This window comes from Komagataeibacter melomenusus (assembly GCF_013155395.1).
Classification (GTDB): domain Bacteria; phylum Pseudomonadota; class Alphaproteobacteria; order Acetobacterales; family Acetobacteraceae; genus Komagataeibacter; species Komagataeibacter melomenusus.
The window spans coordinates 1-20,585 of sequence record NZ_JABJWC010000016.1 but is presented as its reverse complement, the minus strand read 5'-3'; the positions used below and the strand labels follow the sequence as shown (position 1 = coordinate 20,585).

Below are 20,585 nucleotides of genomic sequence, written 5' to 3'. Positions count from 1 at the left end.
CCCTTCACGGTCCCGCACGGTCTGGGCCGGACATGCCGGATGTTCTTTTTTCAGGAAGGAAACTGGCTGGGGCGGGAGGGTTCGAACCTCCGCATGGCGGAATCAAAATCCGCTGCCTTACCACTTGGCTACGCCCCAACAGGCCATACGCTGCGCGATTCGCGTAACGTCATGCTGTTCTAATATCTCAGGCGCGGTTTGAAAAGTCTGCTCCCGAAACATCGCGCCATGTAGAAAAAGTTTTTGGTGAAGCTTTTTGCAAAAAGCTTCAAAAGAACGCTGCCTTTCTGGAAAGAGGCAGCACCCCCAAACTGTTATTCTGTTTTATCAGACTGTTATTTTCAACAGCGTCCTGACACGTCAGGCTGAAGGCTCAAGCGGCAGGTCCACCAGCGGGTCGGTATCGTGGCCATGGCCTGTGGGTACCGTGGACCCGTCGGTTTCCGGCCCGAAGGAGACAAAGCGGCCCGCGCGTTTGAGCGCCTCCTCCAGGGCTGCCATGGTCAGGCCCATATCGGCGCTGTCATCGCGGTCCCATGTGCGCAGGGTGAGGGTCCATACGCCCACCAGCGCCTGCAGGCGCAGCGCCCCGGCCAGGCCGTTTGTGTCCACGCCCGCGGCGGTGGCGATCCACTTCATGCTTTCCAGCGTGGCGCCACCAAGCAGCACGGCCAGTGCGGGGTCGGTGGGCAGGGCGCGCAGCACGCTGCGCACGCCCTCGCGGTATTGCTGGAATACATCAAGCCGGCGCATGAGCATGTCGAACAGTCTGTCGCGCACGCTGCCTTGCATTTCGTCTTCCACCAGTGCCGATTCATCGGCTAGGCGGCCGAGCGTGAACAGCAGCTTGGTCTTGCATGCAAAGCGCTTGCGCGCGGTCTCGAGGCTCAGCCCGGCATCACGCGCGGCATCAACGACCGTGGTGCGCCGCCATCCGTGCGAGCCGGCACGCTCCAGCACGGAGCGGAGAAGGGTGGCGTCAAACAGGTCGTTATCCATGGAGGGTCTGATCTTCCGGGTTGGGGATGGAAATGGGGGCCGCAGGTTGCCGCTGGGTCATGAAACGGGCTGCGGGCCTGACAGTTCGCGCGCGCGCCGGGCGGCGGCGGCAAGGGCGGCATCAAGCGTGGCGGGCCAGGCATCAGGCGCCATCAGCACTGCAAGCGCCTGCTGCGTGGTGCCGCCGGGGCTGGTCACGTTCTGGCGCAGGGTGGCGGCATCAAGCCCGCTGGCCTGCATGAGCGCGCCGGAGCCTGCCACCGTCTGGCGCGCGATCTGGCGGGCGAGGGGGGCAGGCAGGCCGCGGTCGATGCCCACCTGCTCGAGCAGTTCGGCAAGCAGGAACACATAGGCCGGTCCACTGCCTGAAATGGCGGTGACCATGTCCATCTGGTCTTCATGCTCGATCCAGGCCACTTCGCCCACGGCACTCATCAGCCGCGCGCACAGCCTGCGATCGGCCGGGGTGGCGGGTGGCGGGGCATAACACACCGTCATGCCCTGCCCGATGGCGCTGGGCGTGTTGGGCATGGCACGGATCACGGCAGGGGGCGGGCTGCCCGCGGGCAGGCAGGCGTTCAGTGCCGCGCTCAGGCTTTCCACCGTGCGGCCCGCGAGCACGGACAGAACGGGGGCGTGGGCGGCAAAGGGCGCCAGGGCGGGCAGCACTGCATCCACCTTCTGCGGTTTGGTGGCCAGCACGATCATGCCGGGGCGGAAACTGGCGGGCACCGCGTCAAGGCTGCGCACGAGCTGATGCGGCGGCGGCACCGAATCGCGATGGCGATCGACGATGAAGGAGGGGGCGAGCCCCTCCTTCAGCCAGCCATCAAGCATGGCCCCCCCCATCTTGCCGCAGCCAATGAGCTGCAGGGGCGGAAGGAGTTCGCCCATTACGCCATCCCCGCGCAGTCGAGCATGGCGGCCTCAAGGGCTTCGGCCGGCTTCCTGCCGCCCCACAGCACGAACTGGAAGGCGGGGTAGAATCGCTCGCATTCCGTCAGCGCGATGTCGATCATGTCCTCAAGGCTTTCCATCGAGGCCCCGCGCGAGCCGCGCAGCAGCACCGCATGGCGGAATACCGGCGTGCCGTGCTCGAGATCCATGCCGAAATGGCCGATCCACAGCCGCTCATTGGCCAGCGCCACGAGTTCAAACAGGTTGCGGCGCTGCTCGGGCGGCACCTTGAGGTCGAACGTGCAGGTGAAGTGCATGGCGTTCACCTCTTCCGACCAGCAGAAGAACAGGCCGTAATCGCACCATTTGCCCGGTGCCTCGGCTGCCATTTCCGAATCGCTGCGGCGCTCGAAATTCCAGTCGTATCCGCCCACGATCTGTTCCATCTGGTCGAGCGGGTTCGTATTACGCGCGGTGGTGATCTGAGTCAGAGCAGGCATGTGGCACTCCCCGAAGCCGTCGTGGAGGAGATCCGGGCATGAGGCCGGATTCCGTGTCTCTGCAACCTGGTCCGTGTCCTGTTACGGGGAATCAGGGCGCGGACCGTCCTGTTACACTATGGCCCGCAGGCATTGGCTGCAAGCCTCGTTCAGCCGCCGGTATGCGGGGTGGGGGCGGTCAGGCTGGCTTCAAGGTCGGAGACGCGCTCTTCAAGGCGGGCGATGCGGTTTTCCATCTCGCCCTGTGCCAGGCGCGCGCGGGTGGCGACTTCGCGCACCACTTCAAATTCATCGCGGCGCACGAGGTTCAGGCTGCCGAGTGTTTCATCCACGCGGGCACGGACCATGGCGCCGATTTCCTCGCGCACGCCAGCAAGGGCCGAGAACGCGCCGCCGGCCACACCGGCAAGGTCATCAAGAATGCGGGGCCTGTCGGACATAGTGGATACTCCATGACGTTCCGCGCAACCACCAGAACCGGGCTGCCGCGCGAAGGGGGAAAGCCGTTACTATAGACACATTGCCGCCTCAGGGCTATCCGCACGATTGTGGCGGCCTTCGGGTGCGGCCATCAATGTGCAGGCAGCAGCGGGGGGCGGAGCAGTGATCGTGATTACGGGGGGCGCGGGCTTTATCGGCTCGTGCATGCAGCAGGCCCTGCACGCGCGCGGGGTCGATACGGTGGTGGTGGACTGGCTGGGCAGCGCTGGCAAATGGCGCAACCTGCGCCACCATGCTCCCATGCAGATCGTGGCCCCCGAGGCGCTCGAGGGGTGGCTGGCCACCCGGCCCGATGTCTCGGCGGTGGTGCATCTCGGTGCGATCAGCGAGACCACGGCCAGTGATGGCGATCTTGTATGGCGCACCAATGTCGACCTGTCATGCCGGCTGGCGGAATGGTGCGCGCATGAGGGCGTGCGCTTCATCTATGCCTCATCGGCCGCGACCTATGGGGCCGCCGACAGGGTCGAGCAGTTCAGCGATGACCCGGCGGGGCTGGACCGGCTCAGCCCGCTCAACCTGTATGGCTGGTCCAAGCAGGCGTTCGACCAGATCCTGCAGCACCGGCTGGCGCGTGGCGAATTGTCGGGCCTGTCATGGGCGGGGCTGAAGTTCTTCAATGTCTATGGCCCCAACGAGTACCACAAGGGGCGCATGATCTCGGTGGTCAAGGTCAAGTATGACGAGGCGCGGGCCGGCGGCCCGCTCACGCTGTTCCGCTCCGACGTGCCGGGGCTGGCCGATGGCGCGCAGGCGCGTGACTTCATCTGGGTGGGCGATGTGGTCAATGTCATGCTGTGGCTGCTTGACCATACGAATGTGTGCGGGCTGTTCAACTGCGGCACCGGCATTGCGCGCACCTATGCCGACCTTGCGCATGCGGTGTGCGATGCGGCGGGGGTTGCGCCCAAAATCGAGTTCATCGACATGCCGCAATCCCTGCGCGGGCAGTACCAGTCCTTTACCTGTGCCGACATGCGCAGGCTGCGGGCGGCGGGCTACAGCCACCCCTTCATCACGCTGGAAGACGGTGTGCGGCGTTACGTGCACGATTACCTTGCCACGCCCGATCCCTATCTCTAGGCATCGACCGCTGCCCTGCTCCTTCCCTGATTACTGAAAGTCGGCCCATGCTGCCTGTTCTGGTCTTTCCGCAGTTTGATCCGGTCATGGTCCATTTCGGGCCGTTTGCCATACGCTGGTATGCCATGGCCTATATCGTGGCGCTGGTGGCGGGGTGGCGCATCGCCCGCCGCCTTGCAGCCCTGGCCCCCCGGGCCGCCACGGCGCTGCAGGTCGATGACTTCCTGACATGGGCGACACTGGGCGTGGTGCTGGGCGGCAGGCTGGGCTACATCCTGTTCTACCAGCCCGGCTATTACCTCACGCATCCGCTGGCCATATTGCAGGTATGGCATGGGGGCATGTCGTTCCATGGGGGGGCTGCGGGCGTGATCATTGCGCTGATCGTGTTTACGCGGCTCAACGGGCTGAGCTTCCTCGCCTTTTCCGACCGGATCACCACGGTGGTGCCCATCGGGCTGGGGCTGGGGCGCATCGCCAACTTCATCAATGGTGAATTGTGGGGCAGGCCCGCCTCGCCCTCGCTGCCCTGGGCCATGATCTTCCCCGATGCGGGGCCGGAGCCACGCCACCCATCCGAACTGTATGAAGCCTTTGCCGAGGGGCTTTTGCTGTTTACCCTGCTGTGGTGTGTCTCGCGCAGCCTGAAGGTGCGCCAGCATCCCGGCTTCATCGCGGGGCTGTTCCTGTTTGGCTACGCGGTGGCGCGCACGGTGTGCGAATGCTTCCGCGAGCCCGATGCGTTCATCGGCTTCCTGCCCTTTGGCGTGACCATGGGGCAGGTGCTGTGCGTGCCCATGGCCATTGGCGGGCTGGGGCTGATGCTCAATGCGTATATGCGCCCCGCCCGCACCGTGGTGATGGCGGAACCGGCGGAAGAGCCTGCCGGGGCGAAGGGATGACCGGCCAGCCCGAACGGCTGGACCACTTCATGGCGCGGGCCAACGCGGCCTATTATGCAGGCCGCGACCCGTTTGCCGATTTCATTACATCGCCCGAGATCTCGCAGATGTTTGGTGAATTGCTGGGTGCCTGGGTGGCCGTGGTGTGGGGCCAGCTTGGCCGTCCTGATCCGTTCGTGCTGGCCGAGGCGGGGCCGGGGCGGGGCACGCTCATGGCCGATGCCCTGCGCCTGCTGCAACGTGTCGCGCCCGCCTGCCACAAGGCAGCACAGGTGCATCTGATCGAGACCTCGCCCCGCCTGCGCGCCTGCCAGAACGCGGCCCTGAAGGCGGCCACGGCCAACCCGGTCAACTGGCATGACGCTCTGGCCAGCCTACCCGAGGGGCCGTTCATCCTGCTGGCCAACGAGTTTGTCGATGCGCTGCCCATCCGCCAGTTTGTCCGCCATGGTCAGGGCTGGGCGGAGCGCTTTGTGCAGGCAGGGCGCTTTGTGGAGCACGCGGCTGTTTTGCCGCCCACCCACCCGGCTCTGGCGCGGCCCGTGCCGGAGGGCTGCGTGCTGGAAACCTGCCAGCCCGCGCTGGATTTTGTCCACGCCCTTGCCATCCGCCTGCAACGCGGGCGCGGGGCGGCGCTGCTGATCGATTACGGTTACGATGCCCCGGCCTGGGGCGACAGCCTGCAGGCGCTAAGGGCAGGCCGACCCGTTGACCCGCTCCGTGACCCCGGCATGGCGGACCTGACCGCCCATGTCGATTTTGCCAGCATGGCGCAGGCAGCGCACAGGGTGGATGTATGGGGCAGCGTGAAGCAGGGCGATTTTCTCGCAGCCCTCGGGCTGGGTGCGCGCGCCGGGCAGCTTGCGCGGGCAGCGCCCGACCAGGCGGACGACATAAGGGCCGCAGCAAGGCGGCTGGCAGCACCTGAGCAGATGGGGCGGCTGTTTCGCGTGCTGGGGCTGTCGGTGGGGGTTACGGGCCTGCTGCCGGGTTTTGCGGGGTTGCGCGCAACATAAGGAAGTTTTTGGTGAAGCTTTTTTCAAAAAGCCTCGAAGAACGCTGCCTTTTTGAAAAAAGGTGGCCCCCAGAAACTTTTATAAATTTTCCTGTTACGGGATGAGGGGAAAACACGGATGACGGATAGCGCGATCACGGATGCGCAGGTGGTGCAGGCCCCCGCCCTTGCAGGCATGCGGCATGGATTCTTCACCCGCCTTGGAGGGGTCTCCACCGGGCCCTATGCCACGCTCAACTGCTCGACCCGCTCGGCGGATGATCCACATGCCTTGCGCGAGAACCGTCGCCGCGTGGCGCAATATGTCGGGGTAGCGCCTGACAGCCTGCTGGGCCTGACCCAAGTGCATGGCGACCGGGTGCTGACGGTAACAGCCCCCTGGGCCGCCGGTGCCGGGCCGGAGGGCGATGCGCTGGTCACGGCCACGCCCGGCCTGGCGCTGGGCGTGATTACGGCGGATTGCGCCCCGATTCTGTTCAGCAATGCGCAGGGCACGGTGGTGGGTGCTGCCCATGCGGGCTGGCGGGGCGCGTGTGGCGGCATTATCGAGGCCACGGTGGCGGCGATGGGCGCGCTGGGCTGCATGCCCGGCGAGATCACCGCCGTCGTCGGCCCCTGCATCGCCCCTGCAAGCTACGAGGTTGGCCCCGACATGCGCGATGCCGTGCTGGCCTGTGATGCGGCGGGCGATGCGTTTTTCAGCCCGGCCGCGCGGGCGGGGCATTTCATGTTCGACCTGCCGGGTTACTGCGTCATGCGCCTTGAGCGGGGCGGGGTGGGGGCGGCCATGGCGCTCGGCCTCGATACCCTGCATGACGAAACGCGGTTTTTCAGCCATCGCCGCCGCACGCTGGCAGGTGGCGGGCCGATCGGGCACCAGATTTCCGTTATCGCCTGCCGGGCGGTATAAGGGGGCCATGATGTCAGACGTTTCTGCCCGCCGGTCGGGCGCGCTCGCGGCCCTTGTGGGGCTTTCCCTGCTGGGTGGCTGCGTGGATGTGCCGCACCCCTTCCGCCATGATGGCGCGGGCGCGCAGCCCCCCACGGCGCGGCTGGCCGTGCCGGTCTCCACCGCATCGGGCACGGATGAGGCGGGCGCGCAGGCCTGGCAGCACGCCATGGTCGAGGCCATGCTGGCGCAGTCGGTGCCCGCCATGGGCCAGCCGGTCAAGCCCGGTGACTGGTGGCTGAAAATGACCACCACGGCGCAGGGCGATACGGTCATTCCCACCTATGCCGTCATGACCCCCAAGGGCGAGGAACGCGGCCATATGAGCGGCGCTGCGGTGCCGGCTGCGCAGTGGCAGGCAACGGACGGGCAGGCCGAGACCCGCTCGGCGCAGGAGGTGGCGCCCGGCGTTGCCGAACTGCTGACCGGCATCCAGGCCGCCCAGATGCAAAAAGACCCCAACAGCCTCAAGAACCGCCCCGCCCATGTCTATTTCGCGGGCGTGCAGGGCGCGCCGGGCGATGGCGACCACGCGCTGGCCCGCGCCTTTACCGCAGCCTTCCCCGATGCGCATGAAGACCTGCGCCATGCGGCCACGGGCGCGGATTACACCGTGCGCTGCACCGTGGTGCTCAATGATGCGGTGACCACCACCTCGACCACGCCCCAGCAGCATATCGTGCTGACATGGAAGGTGCTCGACGCGCAGGGCACCGAAGCCGGTGCCGCCACCCAGATTCATGATATCGCGGCGCATTCGCTGGATTCCCGCTGGGGCGACGTGGCCGTGGCCGCCGCCGATGAGGCGGCAGGGGCCGTGCGCCAGATCATCACCCGCTATTCCGGCCGCGAAAACGCACCACTTGCCGCCGATGGCACCCTGCCCGCGCCGGGCAGCGCATCTCCCGCAGCGCCTGCACAGCCCTGAATTTGAATGAATTCTTAAAAACAAGGCATTGATAAAAAAGAATAAAGGTTTTGGGGTGCCGCCTTTTTTCAAAAAAGGCGGCGTTCCGGCGCGGCCTGTAGAAAAAAGCCGCCTTGCCGCCTGCCAGGCCACAAGGGTGTGACGGATCGGCAACGGGGGGCAGACGTGCAGGTTTGCACACCCTTAGGCAGGTGACAGGCCATGTGCCGGTTGATAGAACGCCGCACATACACGACGGGGGCGGAAAAAACCGCCCTCCAGCGCCTCTACCGCCGCCCGGGAGCGTCACACGATGAAGATTGTCGCCTGTAACAGCAACCTGCCTCTCGCCGAGAAAGTTGCGGCGGAGCTGGGGCTACCGCTCTGCAACGCGACCGTGCGGCGTTTTGCCGACATGGAAATTTTTGTCGAGATTCATGAGAACGTGCGGGGCGAGGATGTGTTCGTCATCCAGAGCACCTGCTCGCCCACCAACGACAACCTCATGGAACTGCTGATCATGCTCGATGCCCTGCGCCGGGGCTCGGCGCGGCGCATCACGGCGGTCATGCCGTATTTCGGCTATGCCCGGCAGGACCGCAAATCCGGCCCCCGCACGCCCATCAGCGCCAAGCTCGTGGCCAATATCCTGGTCGAGGCCGGTGCCAACCGCGTGCTGACCATGGACCTGCACGCCATGCAGATCCAGGGCTTCTTCGACATCCCCGTCGACAACCTTTACGCTGCCCCCCTGTTCACGCGTGACATCCGCGGCCGCATGAAGCTCGAGGGCGAGCCCCCGCTGCCCTATGACGCCCCGCCGATGGACATTCCCGGCGGCCCGCACAACCTCATGATCGTCTCGCCCGATGTCGGCGGCGTGGTGCGCGCCCGCCAGCTTGCGCAGCGGCTGAACGTGGATCTTGCCATCATCGACAAGCGCCGCGAGCGCGCGGGCGTATCGGAGGTGATGAACGTGATCGGTGACGTGCGGGGCCGTTACTGCATCCTGGTCGATGATATCGTCGATAGCGGCGGCTCGCTGTGCAACGCGGCCGAAGCGCTGATGAAGCACGGGGCCGCTGCGGTCGAGGCATATGTGACCCACGGCGTGCTGACCGGCAGCGCGGTGAGCCGCGTGGGCCAGTCGCCGCTGGGCATGCTGACCCTGACCGACAGCATCAAGGCCACCGAGGCCGTGAAGGAAGCCGCCAATATCCGCCAGATCAGCACGGCGGCGCTCATTTCACGCGCCATGCAGGCCATCTCGGATGAAAGCTCGGTCTCCTCGCTGTTCGACTGAATGCAGGCGGTTCGGGGCCGGGCGCGGGATTGACCGCCCCGGCCCCCCGGCGCTACCCCCAAGGGCGTAGTAGAGTGAAGGAACGACGCATGACTGATCTGATGACCCGGCCATACTGGTATCTGCGCCATGGGGAAACGGACTGGAATGCGCAGGGCCGCTCGCAGGGGCGCACCGATATCCCGCTCAACGCCACGGGTGTTGCCCAGGCCGAGGCGGCAGGCCTGCTGCTGGCGCGGCACTGGCGCGATCATGCGCCCATCGTGCGGATCGTGTCCTCGCCCCTGTCACGCGCGCGGCGCACGGCCGAGATCGTGGCCGACCAGCTTGCGGCGCACGGCGCCCCCCGCCTTGAGGTTGCGCTTGATGACGGGCTGAAGGAAGTCTGCTTCGGCGCGGAAGAAGGCAAGCCGATGGGCTCGTGGTACGACAGCTGGATTGCAGGCGAGTACACCCCCCCTGATGGCGAAAGCTTTGCCGACCTGCGCGAGCGCGCGGTCTCGGCGGTCAATCGCGCGCTGGAGCTTGATGGCGTGCCGCTGATCGTGTGCCATGGCGCCATGTTCCGCGCCCTGCGCGCGGCCATGCACCTCAAGCCCAATGTGCGCCTGCCCAACGCCACCCCCATGTGGGTCGAGCCGGGGGCCACCGAAGTGTGGAGTCTCACCGCACTTTCCTGAAAAACCGGGCCTGCCCGGGCTTGGTGATTGCATAAGGCGCGGTTTTCCGTTAAACGCCGCGCACGCGCTGGCACCCCTGGAGGCCCGCGCGCTTGTGTTTCAGGAGCAGACAAGTGACCAAATTCACCAAAATCGAAGTCTCTTCGCGCGCGAAGGCTGGTAAGGGGGCAGCGCGTGCAACGAGGCGTGCCGGCAAGGTGCCCGGCGTGATCTATGGCGGCGGCCAGGAACCCACCCTGATCGCCCTTGACCCCCGCATCGTGCACCGTGAGCTGCACAAGTCCGGCTGGCGCTCGCGCATCTATGACATCTCCGTTGAAGGGGGTGCGTCCGTGCACGCCCTGCTGCGCGAGATCCAGCTGCACCCCGTAACCGATGCCCCGATCCATGTGGACTACCAGCGCCTCGCCGCTGGCCACAAGGTGCATGTGGAAGTGGAAATCCGCTTCACGGGTGAAGAGCTTTCCCCGGGTGTGAAGCGCGGTGGCGTGATGAACATCGTCCGCCACACGGTCGATGTCGTGGTTGATCCGGCCGATATTCCGGAATTCTTCACCGCCGACCTGTCCAAGCTCGACTTCCACGACAACGTGCGCTGGGAAGACCTCAAGGGCACGGAAAAAGTGACCCCCGTGCTGCATGACAACAACTTCGTCATCGCCAACGTGGCACCGCCGAGCGTTGATGACGAGCCCGAGGCCGCCGAGGCCGCCGAAGGCGCAGCCGAGGGCTGATTGCCCGCCCACCGCCACGAATGCCCGACAGGAGACTGAACGATGCTGCTCTGGACCGGTCTTGGTAATCCCGAGACGGGGATGAGCCGGAATCGTCACAATGTCGGCTTCATGGCGGTGGACCGGATCGCGCAGCGCCACGGGTTTGGCCCGTGGCGCAAGCGCTTCCGTGGCGAGATTGCCGAAGGCATGGTGGGGCGGCACAAGGTGCTGCTGCTCAAGCCCATGACCTACATGAACCTCTCGGGCGAGAGCGTTCAGCAGGCGGCGGCCTTCTACAAGCTGCCGCCCGAGGCCATTACGGCCTTCCATGATGAACTTGACCTCGAGCCGGGCCGCATCCGCGTCAAGCGTGGCGGCGGGGCGGCAGGGCATAATGGCCTGCGGTCGATGGATCGCATGCTGGGCACGAAAGAATACTGGCGCGTGCGGCTTGGCATCGGGCATCCCGGCAGCCGCGAGCGTGTGACGGGCCATGTGCTGGGCGATTTCTCCCGCACGGACCGCGAGTGGCTGGACCCGATGCTTGATACGCTGGCTGATGAAGCCACGCTGCTGGCGGATGGCAGGCCGGAACTGTTCATGACAAGAATGGCCGCGCAGGCCGGGGAGTAAGGGCGTATGGGCTTTAACTGTGGCATCGTGGGCCTGCCCAACGTGGGCAAATCGACCCTGTTCAACGCCCTGACCGAGACCGCGTCGGCACAGGCCGCGAACTATCCGTTCTGCACCATCGAGCCCAATGTCGGGCGCGTGGCCGTGCCCGATGCGCGGCTGGCGGAACTGGCGCGGATTGGCAAATCACAGAAGATCCTGCCCACCAGCCTTGAATTCGTCGATATCGCGGGCCTGGTGCGCGGCGCCTCGCGCGGGGAGGGACTGGGCAACCAGTTCCTGGCCAATATCCGCGAGGTGGATGCCATCATCCACGTGCTGCGCTGCTTTGAAGATGATGACATCACCCATGTGGAAGGCGGCGTGGACCCCATCCGCGATGCCGAGATCATCGAGACCGAACTGATGCTGGCCGACCTCGAATCGCTGGAAAAGCGGATCGTGGCGCTGCAGAAGAAGGCACGCGGCAATGACCGCGAGGCCGCAGCCCAGGTCGAGCTGATGGAGCCGCTGATCGCGGCCCTGCGCGAGGGACTGCCCGCGCGCAAGGCCATTCCGGCAGGGCAGGAGGAGGCCGTGCGCCGCCTGCAGCTCATGACGTCCAAGCCCGTGCTGTATGTGTGCAACGTGGATGAAGCCTCGGCTGCCACCGGCAACGAATTTTCCGAGCGCGTGCGGGCGCGGGCGCAAGAGGAGGGGGCGGCGATGGTTGTCGTCTCGGCCGCGATCGAGGCCGAGGTGAGCCAGTTGGGTGCCGAGGACCGGGTCGAGTTCCTTGAAGGCCTCGGCCTGAAGGATAGCGGGCTCGACCGCGTGATTGCCGCGGGCTACCGCCTTCTGGGCCTGAGCACCTACTTTACCGTGGGGCCGAAGGAGACGCGCGCCTGGACCATTACCGAAGGCACGAAGGCCCCGCAGGCCGCCGCCGTCATTCATAACGATTTCGAGCGGGGCTTCATTGCGTGCGAAACCATTGCATATGATGATTACATCGCCTGCAATGGCGAGGCAGGGGCCCGTGAGGCGGGCAAGCTGCGCATCGAAGGGCGGGATTACGTGGTGCAGGATGGTGATGTCCTGCTGTTCCGCTTCAACGTCTGATACGGGCGCGGTGCCCGTTCAGGGATAGATCAGGGAGTTAGGGATCATGGATCAGGCTGTTGCAACCCCCGCGCGGGCCGACGCACCGCAGCCGGACGTGATCCGCACCATGGCGCTCGCCGCCCGCGTGGCGGCCCGCGTGCTGGCCCGCAGCACGACCGAAACCCGCAATAAAGCGCTGAGCGCTGCCGCCGCCGCCCTGCGCGCGGCCGAGCCGGAACTGCTGGCGGCCAATGCGCGCGACGTGGCGGCCTTTAGCGGGGCGGCGTCCTTTCGCGACCGGCTGACGCTCAATCACGAGCGGGTCGAGGCCATGGCGCAGGGGCTGGAACAGATTGCCGCCCTGCCTGACCCTGTGGGTCACGTCATGGCACAGTGGGACCGGCCCAATGGCCTGCGCATCCGCCGGGTGGCAACGCCCGTGGGCGTGATCGGCATGATTTATGAAAGCCGCCCCAATGTGGGCGCGGATGCAGCGGCGCTGTGCATCAAGTCTGGCAATGCCGTGATCCTGCGTGGCGGGTCGGACAGCCTGAACAGCGCGCGCGTGATCCATGCGGCCATGCAGGCGGGGCTTGCCGCCGCCGGCCTGCCGGTTGAATGCGTGCAGATCCCGCCTGATGCCGACCGTGCCCATGTGGCCGCCATGCTGGGGGCGGCCGGGCTGATCGACCTCATCATTCCGCGTGGTGGCAAGTCGCTGGTCGAGCGCGTCTGCGCCGAGGCCCGCGTGCCGGTGCTGGCCCATGCCGAGGGGCTGTGCCACACCTACGTGCATGCGGCGGCGGATCTGGAGATGGCGCGGCGCATCGTGCTCAACGCCAAGCTGCGCCGCCCCGGCATCTGTGGCGCGACCGAGACGCTGCTGGTCGATCAGGCCATCGCCCCGAAAATCCTGCCCGGCCTGATCGAGGACCTGGCCACGCGCGGCTGCACCTTCCGCGCCGATGAGCGCGCGCGCGCGATCATTCCCGACCTGCCTGCCGCCACCGATGCGGATTTCGCCACCGAATGGCTCGATGCCGTGCTGTCGGTTGCGGTGGTGGATGGCGTGGAGGATGCACTGGCCCATATCGCCCGCTATGGCAGCGCCCATACCGAGGCCATCGTGACGGAAGATGCCCAGGCGGCCACCACCTTCCTCAATGGTACGGATAGCGCGGTGGTGATGTGGAATGCCTCCACCCAGTTCTGTGATGGCGGCGAGTTCGGCTTCGGGGCCGAGATCGGCATCGCCACCGGGCGCTTCCATGCCCGTGGCCCGGTCGGGCTGGAGCAACTCACCACCTTCCGCTACGAGGTGATCGGCACGGGGCAGGTCCGGCCCTGATCTGGCCGTGCGTGGGCATGTGCCGCCTGTAATCCCGACCCATGGCGATGGGCGGCGCATGCGCGTGGGCCTGCTTGGTGGTTCGTTCAACCCGGTGCATGAAGGCCATGTGCAACTGGCCTGCCGCGGGTTGCGGCAACTGGAACTGGATCAGGTGTGGTTTCTTGTCTCGCCGGGCAATCCGCTCAAGCCGGTGGCGGGCATGGCCCCGCTGGCGCAGCGCCTGGCGGGGGTGCGGGCGCGTATTGATGGGGTTGCGGGCAGGCGGCTGGTGGCCACCGATATCGAAAGCCGTATCGGCACCCGCTATACGGTCGATACGCTGGGGCGGTTGAAGCGACTCTTCCCCCATGTGCGTTTTGTCTGGCTGATGGGGGCGGACGGGCTGGCGCAGATGGGCCGGTGGCGGCGGTGGCGCGATATCGTGCATATGGTGCCCTTCGCCGTATTGCCGCGGCCGGGCTATAATCCTGCCGCATTGCATGGCCAGATTGCCCGCAGGCTTGCGCGCTGGCGGCTGCCCGCGCGCAGGGCGGGAACGCTGGCAACATGCATGCCGCCCGCATGGGTCTTTCTTCCCGCGCCGCAGAACGCTATATCAGCTACAGAAATACGTGCATCGCAGGCCGCGCATGGCCGCCGACGGGAGTAACAGCCATAACCAGAAAGCCTATAGCCGAGAGTGGCGCCAAGCGCCGTACCGGCAGCCCCCATGCCGCGCCGCGTGCCGTCACGGGTTCACTGGGGAGTGCCGTGCAGGTGCCGGGCACGCCGCGCAAGAAGGCTGCCGTGGCAGGCCCCGCCCCCGCTGAAACGCGTGCGCCCGACCCGCGCGTGGAGCAGTTTCTGGAGATCATCACCACCAGCCTTGAAGATGACAAGGCCGAGGATATCGTGGTGATCGACCTGACAGGCCGCGCCTCCTTTGCCGACCGCATGGTGATCGCCACCGGCCTTGCTGACCGCCAGATTGCCGCCATGGCCGCGCATATCGAGCGCAAGCTGGGCGAGGCCGGGCTCAAGCGCGTGCGCACGGAAGGGGCGACCGGCTCTGACTGGGTGCTGCTCGATGCCGGTGATATCGTGGTGCATCTGTTCAAGGCCGAGGCTCGTGCGCTTTACGGGCTGGAGCGCATGTGGGGCGATGACCTCGACGTGCCGCCGGAGGCGCCCGCAGGCCCGGTGGCGTAAGCCTTGTTTCACCTGATTGCCGTGGGCCGCATGAAGGACCGGGTGGAACGCGACCTGTTCGAGCGTTATGCCACCCGGCTTTCGCCCCGCATCAAGCTGGTTGAACTGCCCGAAGGGCGCGGTGCGCCCAACGAGATCAAGCGCAGGGAAGGGCAGGCGATTCTGGCGGCCCTGCCGGATCGTGCCATTGTCGTTGCCATGGATGAAGGCGGCCGCACCTATGACAGCGTGGCCTTCTCGCGTGCGGTGGAGCAGTGGATCGAGACGCCACGACCGCTATGCTTTGTCATTGGTGGGGCGGAAGGGCTTGATGGCCCGGTCGTGCAGCGCGCCGACCATACGCTCTCGCTCGGCAAGATGACATGGCCGCATATGCTGGTGCGTGGCATGCTGGCCGAGCAGCTTTATCGTGCCCGCGCCATTTCATCCGGGCATCCCTATCACCGTGCGGGCCGCCCTGACTGAACATCGCCCGCGTATGCGCTGACATGCTGCTTTTGCAAAAGGGCCGTGCTACCCAAAGCTTTTTGAAAAAAGCTTCACACAAGACTTTCCGGGTATCAGGCCTGGTGCCGCGTGCGCCTGATTAGCGCAGCGAGCGGTTGGGCGCATCATCCGAATAGGCGAGGGATGAGGACGCACGCCCCGCAATGCCCTCGGGCGCCTCGGCTACTTCCGTGCCGTTGCGGCGGGTGGAGGTGTTGCGCGCCATCACGGCAGGGTTGCGCATGGCCTTCTGGTAGGTGCTCAGCATCATGTGCGCGGTGGTGTCAGGCCGGGCGTAGATGAAGCCGTAGGTGGGGTAAATGCTGCCAAAAGCGCCGTTGTGGCTGTTAAGCGCCACGCGCACGGCGGACCAGTCGTTATTGGGGGAAACATCGATCACCGGCACGTCACGGCTGATGCCGCGCTGGCCCCAGTGCGACTGGTCAATGACGATGGTGCGGTTATTGACCACCTGGCGCACCACGGCCACGTGGCCAAGCGGCATGCGGCGCGTGCCACGGAAGTTGAGCACGCTGCCTTCCTCCGGTGCGCTGCCGCGTGCGTAGCGGCCTGCGGCATTGTACCACCAGTCTACCGCGTTGCCACGGATCTCGACATCGGATGCCGATTTGGCGAAGGCCACGCACTGGATCACATGCCCGCGCTCATGGCCATGGGTGCCGTGATAGGCGGTGTGATGGATGGACGCATGATGGGAAGAGGCCGTGTGCGCCGCGACCGGGTGCACATGGCTGACATGCCGAACGGTATGGGCGGCGTTGCCCTGTTCAGAAAACATGAAGCCGAAAGTGGCCGTAAGGACGGAAAGCAGGACGCCACGCTTCATGTTTCTGATCCGCATTTTTCGCAATCTCTCCACCGCATCCGGGTGATTCTCAAAATGATCCGCTCACATCGCGTTCATCGAGTAGCAAGCCCGTTGCAAGTCTGACAAGCCTGCGCTGTGGAGGATGAAGAGCAACATTGCATATTTCCTCCAAAAACGCGTTCAAAATGAAAAAATAGGAATATATTCTTTATCCGGACTATTCACACCCTGATTTTCCGTCGCTTATTCCAAGGATTTCAGCGGGGAGAACAGAAGTAGAATGATTCTGGGAAAGCGGGAAAGTTGCAAAAATGTGACATGTTTCACAGGCGCCCTTCCCGCTGCCCCGGGGTCTTATTTGGTCGCGATGATCATGATTTCGACCAGCACGTCCGGGTGCGCCATCTTGGCCTCGACACAGGCGCGGGCCGGTGCGCCGCCCTTGGGCAGCCAGGGGCCCCACACGGCATTCAGCGCGTCACGGTCATTGATGTCCTTCAGCCAGATCTGGGCCTGCAGCAGGCGGGTGTTGTCGGTGCCATGCAGTTCCAGCGCCTCGTCGATCTGGGCCAGCACGTCCTTGGTCTGTGCCGTGACATCGGCGGACAGGTCGCGCGCCACGAATCCCTGCGTGAACAGGAAACCATGATACTCCACCACTTTGGACAGGATGGGGTTGGGCTCGGTGCGAATGATCTTGCTCATGTTATGGGTCCTGGTTGGTTGGTTGGCATGCGGCGCGCCACATGCGCTGCCTTCCCTCTTCGCGCCGGGCCGGGCCGAGGTCAACTCCCCTCGAAAAGGCGGCTGAATTCAGCCAGTCGCTCCGGCGTGTCAAAATCCGCCGCGATTTCCGCGCCAGCCGCCACGCGGGGCATGGCGGGGGCATGCTGCGCCAGCAGGTGGCGGGCCCCGCTATCGCCCTGGCCTGCCATCAGGGCGGGAAACAGGGCGCGCGCCCACAGCACCGGATTGCCGCGCCTGCCCTCATGCATGGCCAGCACGCCGGGGCAGCCGGGATGGGCATGGAAAGTGGCCATCATGCGGTCGAGCAGTTCCGCGCTGACCAGCGGCATGTCACCAAGGCAGATCAGCGCGCCTGTTATGGAGGGGTCATCCATGGCCGCCCGCACGCCTGCCGCCAGCGTGCGTGACAGGCCGCGGGCATGGTCGGGCGCTGTAATGAAATGGGGCAGCGGGTCGGGCCGGAGCCCCTGCGCTGCCGCCTGCCGGATCGCGTCGGCCCGGTGGCCCAGCACGACCATGACGGGCTCGGCACGGCTGGCCGTGACCGCGCGCAGGGTGCGGGCGATCATGGGCAGGCCGGTGGCATCCGGGGCCAGCAGCTTGTGCGCGGGCGCCGTGCGGCTTGAGGCACCTCCTGCCAGCACGATGGCGGCAATGCGCCCCGGTGCGGCTGTCACGCCCAGCCCGATATCCGCCCCAGTGGCCTGTTGTGCCGCACGGCCACGATCTCGGCCAGGATGGAAAGCGCGATTTCCGCAGCACCCACAGCGCCAATGGCCAGCCCGACGGGACCGTGGATGCGCGCGATCTGGCCCGCGTCAAAACCCGCCTCCTGCAGCCGCGCCACGCGTGACGCCTGCGTTTTGCGCGAGCCCAGCGCGCCGATATAGAAGGTCTCGCTGCCCAGGGCGTATTGCAGCGTCGGGTCATCGAGCTTGGCGTCATGCGTCAGGGTAACGATGGCGGTCTGGTTATCGATGCCCAATCGCGCAAGGGCTTCATCCGGCCAGTCGGTATCGAGCGTGATGCCGGGAAAGCGCTCCGGCGTGGCAAGCTGCGTGCGCGGGTCGATGACCGTGACCGAGAAGCCGGTGGTCTGCGCCATGGGGGCCAGTACCTGCGCGATATGCACCGCCCCTACAATCAGCAGGCGCGGCGGCATGGGCACGAGGTGCAGGAACCACATGGCCTGCCCCGTTTCACCTTCCAGCCGCAGGCTGCGCCCGGTTTCAAAAACCTCACGCGCGCGGGCGGCCAGGCGGGCCTCGAGTTCCGTGGCGATGGGGGTGGTCGTATCATACAGCAGGCGGCATGCGCCGGTGGCAAGTTCGGTCGCGATGATGACCGGCACGCGGGCGCGGCGCTTTTCGGCCACGGTTTCCAGCATTTCCAGCGGCAGCGTGCCCTGCGGGCGGGCGGGCGTGCCGATGGCGGCCACATACACATCAAGCAGCCCGCCACAGGCCAGCCCCACCGCCCACGCATCATCGCTCGATACGCCATAGGACAGGGCCGCCGGTGTGCCGTTGCGCATGACGGTGGTGGCTTCTTCTATCACGGCGCCTTCAACGCAGCCGCCGCTGACCGAACCTTCGATGCGGCCATTCTCGCACACGGCCATCATGCTGCCCGCGGGCCGGGGGGAACTGCCCCACGTCGAGGTGACGGTGGCAAGGGCGCAGGGCAGTCCGGCCCGGGCCCATTCGATCAGGAGATCCAGCGGATCGGGCGTAGAGGAAAGCTTTGTCATGGCAGACTTACTTTATCAGCACGCATGCGCGCCTGTCACCCGCTGGACATGCATGCCCGAACACCCCATGTAGTGTGACAACACGCGGGCCACCACAGGGTGGCCTGATGCATGAATGGAGTATTTTATATGAGCTATGTCGATCCGGTCTGGTATGTAGTGGCCGACAGCATTCACGCGCGCATTCTCAAGCACGGCGAACACGGCCTGGCCACCATCACCCACCTCAAGAGCGACGATGCCAAGGGCATGGACGCCCCGCGCAACGGTGCCTATGGCAAGGTGATTGCCGAATTCCTGAACAAGGCCGTCCGCGCGAAGGAAGCGCCGGGTCTTGCACTGGCCGCCCCCGGCGAGGTGATGCACCAGATCCGCGAACATCTGGACGTGGAAGCCCGCCCGCTGGTGGTGAAGGTTGTCGAGCATGACCTGACCAACACGCCGGACAACAAGCTGGCCCCGCATTTCGATATTCCGGCCACCGGCTGGCCGCTCGCCAAGGAGCGCTGAGCCACCCGTCGTGGTTCAGTAACGGTGCGCCCTGCGGTAACGTGGGGCGCATTTTTTGTTTGTAGGGCTTTTTATCATGCCAGCACCCCTGTCACTCGAAGTCGTGCCCGTGACCGCGTTCGGGCAGAACTGCTCCATCTTGTGGAACCCCGATACGCATCATGCCGTCGTGGTCGATCCGGGCGGGGATGTGCCCCGCATCATGGCGGCGCTGACGGACAAGGCCCTGACGGTAGAGGCCATCTGGCTCACCCACGGCCATCTCGACCACGCGGGCGGGGCCGATGCCCTGCGGCGCGAACTCTCGGCCCGGCAGGGTGCGCCCGTGCCGGTGCTGGGGCCGGACCGGGCGGACGCGCCCCTGCTTGCCTCCATTCCCCAGCAGGCCGCCCTGTTCGGCCTGACCGGGCTGGAAAACGTCCAGCCAGACCGTTTTGTAAAACATGGCGAAACGCTCGAAGCGCTGGGGCACAGCTTTCAAGTGCGTCATGTGCCTGGCCATACGCCCGGCCATGTCGTGTTTTATGATCCGGATGCCCGCTTCGCCTTCGTGGGTGATACGCTGTTCAAGGGCGGCGTGGGCCGCACCGATTTTCCCTATGGCGACCACGACCAGCTGATTGCCGCGATCGGGCGGGAATTGCTTACATTGCATGATGATGTCACGATCCTGCCCGGTCATGGCCCCGCAACGACAATCGGCGCGGAGCGGAAGGGCAATCCCTTCCTGGCCTGACGCATGGATTAAAGGGTGCAGGAGAGTATTTGCTTATGATGTCCTTCAAGGCGGGCCGGTGGCTGGCCCTGGCCGCATGCATGGCCGCAGTGTCCGTTCCCGCCATGGCGGCGGAGGAAACGGGTGAACCCACCCATGCGCAGGCCCCGCTGCCGACCGTGCCGCTCACCATCACCACGGCCGATGGCGCAAAGCATGTCTTCACGGTGGAAAAAGCCATGACCCCGCGCGAGCAGCAGGTGGGTGAAATGTTCCGCCCATCAGTGCCCGCTGATGCGGGGATGATCTTCGTATGGTCCTACCCGCGCCAGAGCGACATGTGGATGGAGAACACAAAAGCCCCGCTCGATATCGTCTTCATCGGGGCGGATAACCACATTTCCTCCATTGTCGAGAACGCCGTGCCACTCAGCCTGGCCCGCATCAGCAGCCATGGCCCCGTGCGCGCAACCCTCGAACTGCAGGCCGGGATTACCGAAAAACTGGGAATCGTCGTGGGTGACAAGGTCGATTCTGAGGTGCTGGCAAACAAGCCCGCCGGTAAGTGATTCTATTTTCTGGCTGTTTCCCGGGGGCTGAATGGCACCCCGGAGCATATTTTTCATATTCGGGGCATTTTTCTGATTGACGGTTGGGGGTGTGGGTCCTATATCCCCAATCACTGGCGGCGCTGAGGAAACTTCTTGAGGTTCTTTGGTGGATTTGCTAGGTTACTCGGCCCTGTTGGGTTGAGGGTTCTTTGACAAGAGAATAGAGAGAGTATCTGGAAGGGATATGCTGGCGGCGCGATTGTTGTCCTTTAGGGGATGATGATTGGCGG

The 20,585-nt window shown here is 65.5% G+C and carries 25 protein-coding genes and 1 tRNA gene; 17 read left to right on the top strand and 9 right to left on the bottom strand.

Annotation, left to right across the window (positions count from 1 at the left end; translation table 11 throughout):
- Window positions 1–63: 63 nt before the first annotated feature.
- The 5 genes from HNW77_RS08070 to HNW77_RS08050 form a co-directional block, all read right to left on the bottom strand.
- Window positions 64–138 (bottom strand) — tRNA-Gln (locus tag HNW77_RS08070).
- Window positions 139–360: 222 nt separating this feature from the next.
- Window positions 361–999, bottom strand: coding sequence for a TetR family transcriptional regulator (locus HNW77_RS08065; protein ID WP_172156737.1), 639 nt, complete (start codon window positions 997–999; stop codon window positions 361–363).
- 57 nt (window positions 1,000–1,056) lie between these two features.
- Complete coding sequence (proC, locus tag HNW77_RS08060; RefSeq protein ID WP_172156735.1) at window positions 1,057–1,893, bottom strand: pyrroline-5-carboxylate reductase; 837 nt, start codon at window positions 1,891–1,893, stop codon at window positions 1,057–1,059.
- Window positions 1,893–2,396 (bottom strand): type III secretion system chaperone family protein, encoded by a 504-nt coding sequence (locus HNW77_RS08055; protein WP_172156733.1) that lies wholly within the window; start codon window positions 2,394–2,396, stop codon window positions 1,893–1,895. The genes proC and HNW77_RS08055 overlap by 1 nt, the downstream gene beginning before the upstream one ends.
- Before the next feature lie 149 nt (window positions 2,397–2,545).
- Window positions 2,546–2,836: an accessory factor UbiK family protein gene (locus HNW77_RS08050; RefSeq protein ID WP_172156731.1), complete on the bottom strand. Its 291-nt coding sequence runs from the start codon at window positions 2,834–2,836 to the stop codon at window positions 2,546–2,548.
- A 163-nt stretch (window positions 2,837–2,999) separates the two neighbouring features.
- Between HNW77_RS08050 and rfaD the strand changes: the two genes are divergently transcribed.
- The 14 genes from rfaD to HNW77_RS07980 all read left to right on the top strand — a co-directional run bounded on the left by rfaD (window position 3,000) and on the right by HNW77_RS07980 (window position 15,172).
- Window positions 3,000–3,980, top strand: coding sequence for an ADP-glyceromanno-heptose 6-epimerase (rfaD, locus tag HNW77_RS08045; RefSeq protein WP_172156825.1), 981 nt, complete (start codon window positions 3,000–3,002; stop codon window positions 3,978–3,980).
- A 47-nt stretch (window positions 3,981–4,027) separates the two neighbouring features.
- Window positions 4,028–4,882: a prolipoprotein diacylglyceryl transferase gene (lgt, locus tag HNW77_RS08040; protein WP_172156729.1), complete on the top strand. Its 855-nt coding sequence runs from the start codon at window positions 4,028–4,030 to the stop codon at window positions 4,880–4,882.
- Entirely contained in the window at window positions 4,879–5,898 is a 1,020-nt protein-coding gene (locus tag HNW77_RS08035) for a class I SAM-dependent methyltransferase (protein WP_172156727.1), read from the top strand. The genes lgt and HNW77_RS08035 overlap by 4 nt, the downstream gene beginning before the upstream one ends.
- Window positions 5,899–6,015: 117 nt before the next feature.
- A complete protein-coding gene (gene pgeF / locus HNW77_RS08030) occupies window positions 6,016–6,807 on the top strand; it encodes a peptidoglycan editing factor PgeF (RefSeq protein ID WP_172156725.1) in 792 nt (263 codons plus the stop codon).
- A gap of 7 nt (window positions 6,808–6,814) precedes the next feature.
- Window positions 6,815–7,774, top strand: a complete 960-nt coding sequence (locus tag HNW77_RS08025; RefSeq protein WP_172156723.1) for a hypothetical protein — start codon at window positions 6,815–6,817, stop codon at window positions 7,772–7,774.
- Between the two features lie 292 nt (window positions 7,775–8,066).
- Complete coding sequence (locus HNW77_RS08020) at window positions 8,067–9,056, top strand: ribose-phosphate pyrophosphokinase (protein WP_172156721.1); 990 nt, start codon at window positions 8,067–8,069, stop codon at window positions 9,054–9,056.
- 89 nt (window positions 9,057–9,145) lie between these two features.
- Window positions 9,146–9,736, top strand: coding sequence for a histidine phosphatase family protein (locus HNW77_RS08015; RefSeq protein ID WP_172156719.1), 591 nt, complete (start codon window positions 9,146–9,148; stop codon window positions 9,734–9,736).
- 113 nt (window positions 9,737–9,849) lie between these two features.
- Complete coding sequence (locus tag HNW77_RS08010) at window positions 9,850–10,470, top strand: 50S ribosomal protein L25/general stress protein Ctc (RefSeq protein ID WP_172156717.1); 621 nt, start codon at window positions 9,850–9,852, stop codon at window positions 10,468–10,470.
- A 42-nt stretch (window positions 10,471–10,512) separates the two neighbouring features.
- Window positions 10,513–11,085 carry an aminoacyl-tRNA hydrolase gene (gene pth / locus HNW77_RS08005; RefSeq protein WP_061275493.1) on the top strand — a complete coding sequence of 191 codons (573 nt, stop codon included), beginning with the start codon at window positions 10,513–10,515 and terminating at the stop codon, window positions 11,083–11,085.
- A 6-nt stretch (window positions 11,086–11,091) separates the two neighbouring features.
- Window positions 11,092–12,186, top strand: a complete 1,095-nt coding sequence (gene ychF / locus HNW77_RS08000) for a redox-regulated ATPase YchF (RefSeq protein WP_172156715.1) — start codon at window positions 11,092–11,094, stop codon at window positions 12,184–12,186.
- A gap of 46 nt (window positions 12,187–12,232) precedes the next feature.
- Window positions 12,233–13,516 carry a glutamate-5-semialdehyde dehydrogenase gene (locus tag HNW77_RS07995; RefSeq protein ID WP_172156714.1) on the top strand — a complete coding sequence of 428 codons (1,284 nt, stop codon included), beginning with the start codon at window positions 12,233–12,235 and terminating at the stop codon, window positions 13,514–13,516.
- 58 nt (window positions 13,517–13,574) lie between these two features.
- Window positions 13,575–14,168: a nicotinate-nucleotide adenylyltransferase gene (locus tag HNW77_RS07990; protein ID WP_172156818.1), complete on the top strand. Its 594-nt coding sequence runs from the start codon at window positions 13,575–13,577 to the stop codon at window positions 14,166–14,168.
- Window positions 14,169–14,257: 89 nt separating this feature from the next.
- The gene (gene rsfS, locus HNW77_RS07985) at window positions 14,258–14,707 is read left to right on the top strand and encodes a ribosome silencing factor (protein WP_172156823.1); all 450 of its coding nucleotides are present in this window, start codon (window positions 14,258–14,260) and stop codon (window positions 14,705–14,707) included.
- Window positions 14,708–14,710: 3 nt separating this feature from the next.
- The gene (locus HNW77_RS07980) at window positions 14,711–15,172 is read left to right on the top strand and encodes a 23S rRNA (pseudouridine(1915)-N(3))-methyltransferase RlmH (protein ID WP_172156713.1); all 462 of its coding nucleotides are present in this window, start codon (window positions 14,711–14,713) and stop codon (window positions 15,170–15,172) included.
- Between the two features lie 121 nt (window positions 15,173–15,293).
- Here HNW77_RS07980 and HNW77_RS07975 read toward each other — a convergent pair whose 3' ends face one another.
- The 4 genes from HNW77_RS07975 to HNW77_RS07960 form a co-directional block, all read right to left on the bottom strand.
- Entirely contained in the window at window positions 15,294–16,040 is a 747-nt protein-coding gene (locus tag HNW77_RS07975) for a CHAP domain-containing protein (protein WP_241694361.1), read from the bottom strand.
- Between the two features lie 336 nt (window positions 16,041–16,376).
- Window positions 16,377–16,727, bottom strand: coding sequence for a RidA family protein (locus HNW77_RS07970; protein ID WP_159260947.1), 351 nt, complete (start codon window positions 16,725–16,727; stop codon window positions 16,377–16,379).
- Window positions 16,728–16,807: 80 nt separating this feature from the next.
- A complete protein-coding gene (locus HNW77_RS07965) occupies window positions 16,808–17,446 on the bottom strand; it encodes an NTP transferase domain-containing protein (RefSeq protein WP_172156711.1) in 639 nt (212 codons plus the stop codon).
- Complete coding sequence (locus HNW77_RS07960; protein ID WP_172156710.1) at window positions 17,443–18,519, bottom strand: XdhC family protein; 1,077 nt, start codon at window positions 18,517–18,519, stop codon at window positions 17,443–17,445. The genes HNW77_RS07965 and HNW77_RS07960 overlap by 4 nt, the downstream gene beginning before the upstream one ends.
- 129 nt (window positions 18,520–18,648) lie before the next feature.
- Here HNW77_RS07960 and HNW77_RS07955 point away from each other — a divergent pair, with 129 nt between their 5' ends.
- The 3 genes from HNW77_RS07955 (at window position 18,649) to HNW77_RS07945 (ending at window position 20,313) form a co-directional block, all read left to right on the top strand.
- Window positions 18,649–19,029 (top strand): host attachment protein, encoded by a 381-nt coding sequence (locus tag HNW77_RS07955; protein ID WP_172156709.1) that lies wholly within the window; start codon window positions 18,649–18,651, stop codon window positions 19,027–19,029.
- A 76-nt stretch (window positions 19,030–19,105) separates the two neighbouring features.
- Entirely contained in the window at window positions 19,106–19,765 is a 660-nt protein-coding gene (locus tag HNW77_RS07950) for an MBL fold metallo-hydrolase (RefSeq protein ID WP_172156699.1), read from the top strand.
- A 35-nt stretch (window positions 19,766–19,800) separates the two neighbouring features.
- The gene (locus tag HNW77_RS07945; protein ID WP_172156697.1) at window positions 19,801–20,313 is read left to right on the top strand and encodes a DUF192 domain-containing protein; all 513 of its coding nucleotides are present in this window, start codon (window positions 19,801–19,803) and stop codon (window positions 20,311–20,313) included.
- Window positions 20,314–20,585 lie beyond the last annotated feature (272 nt).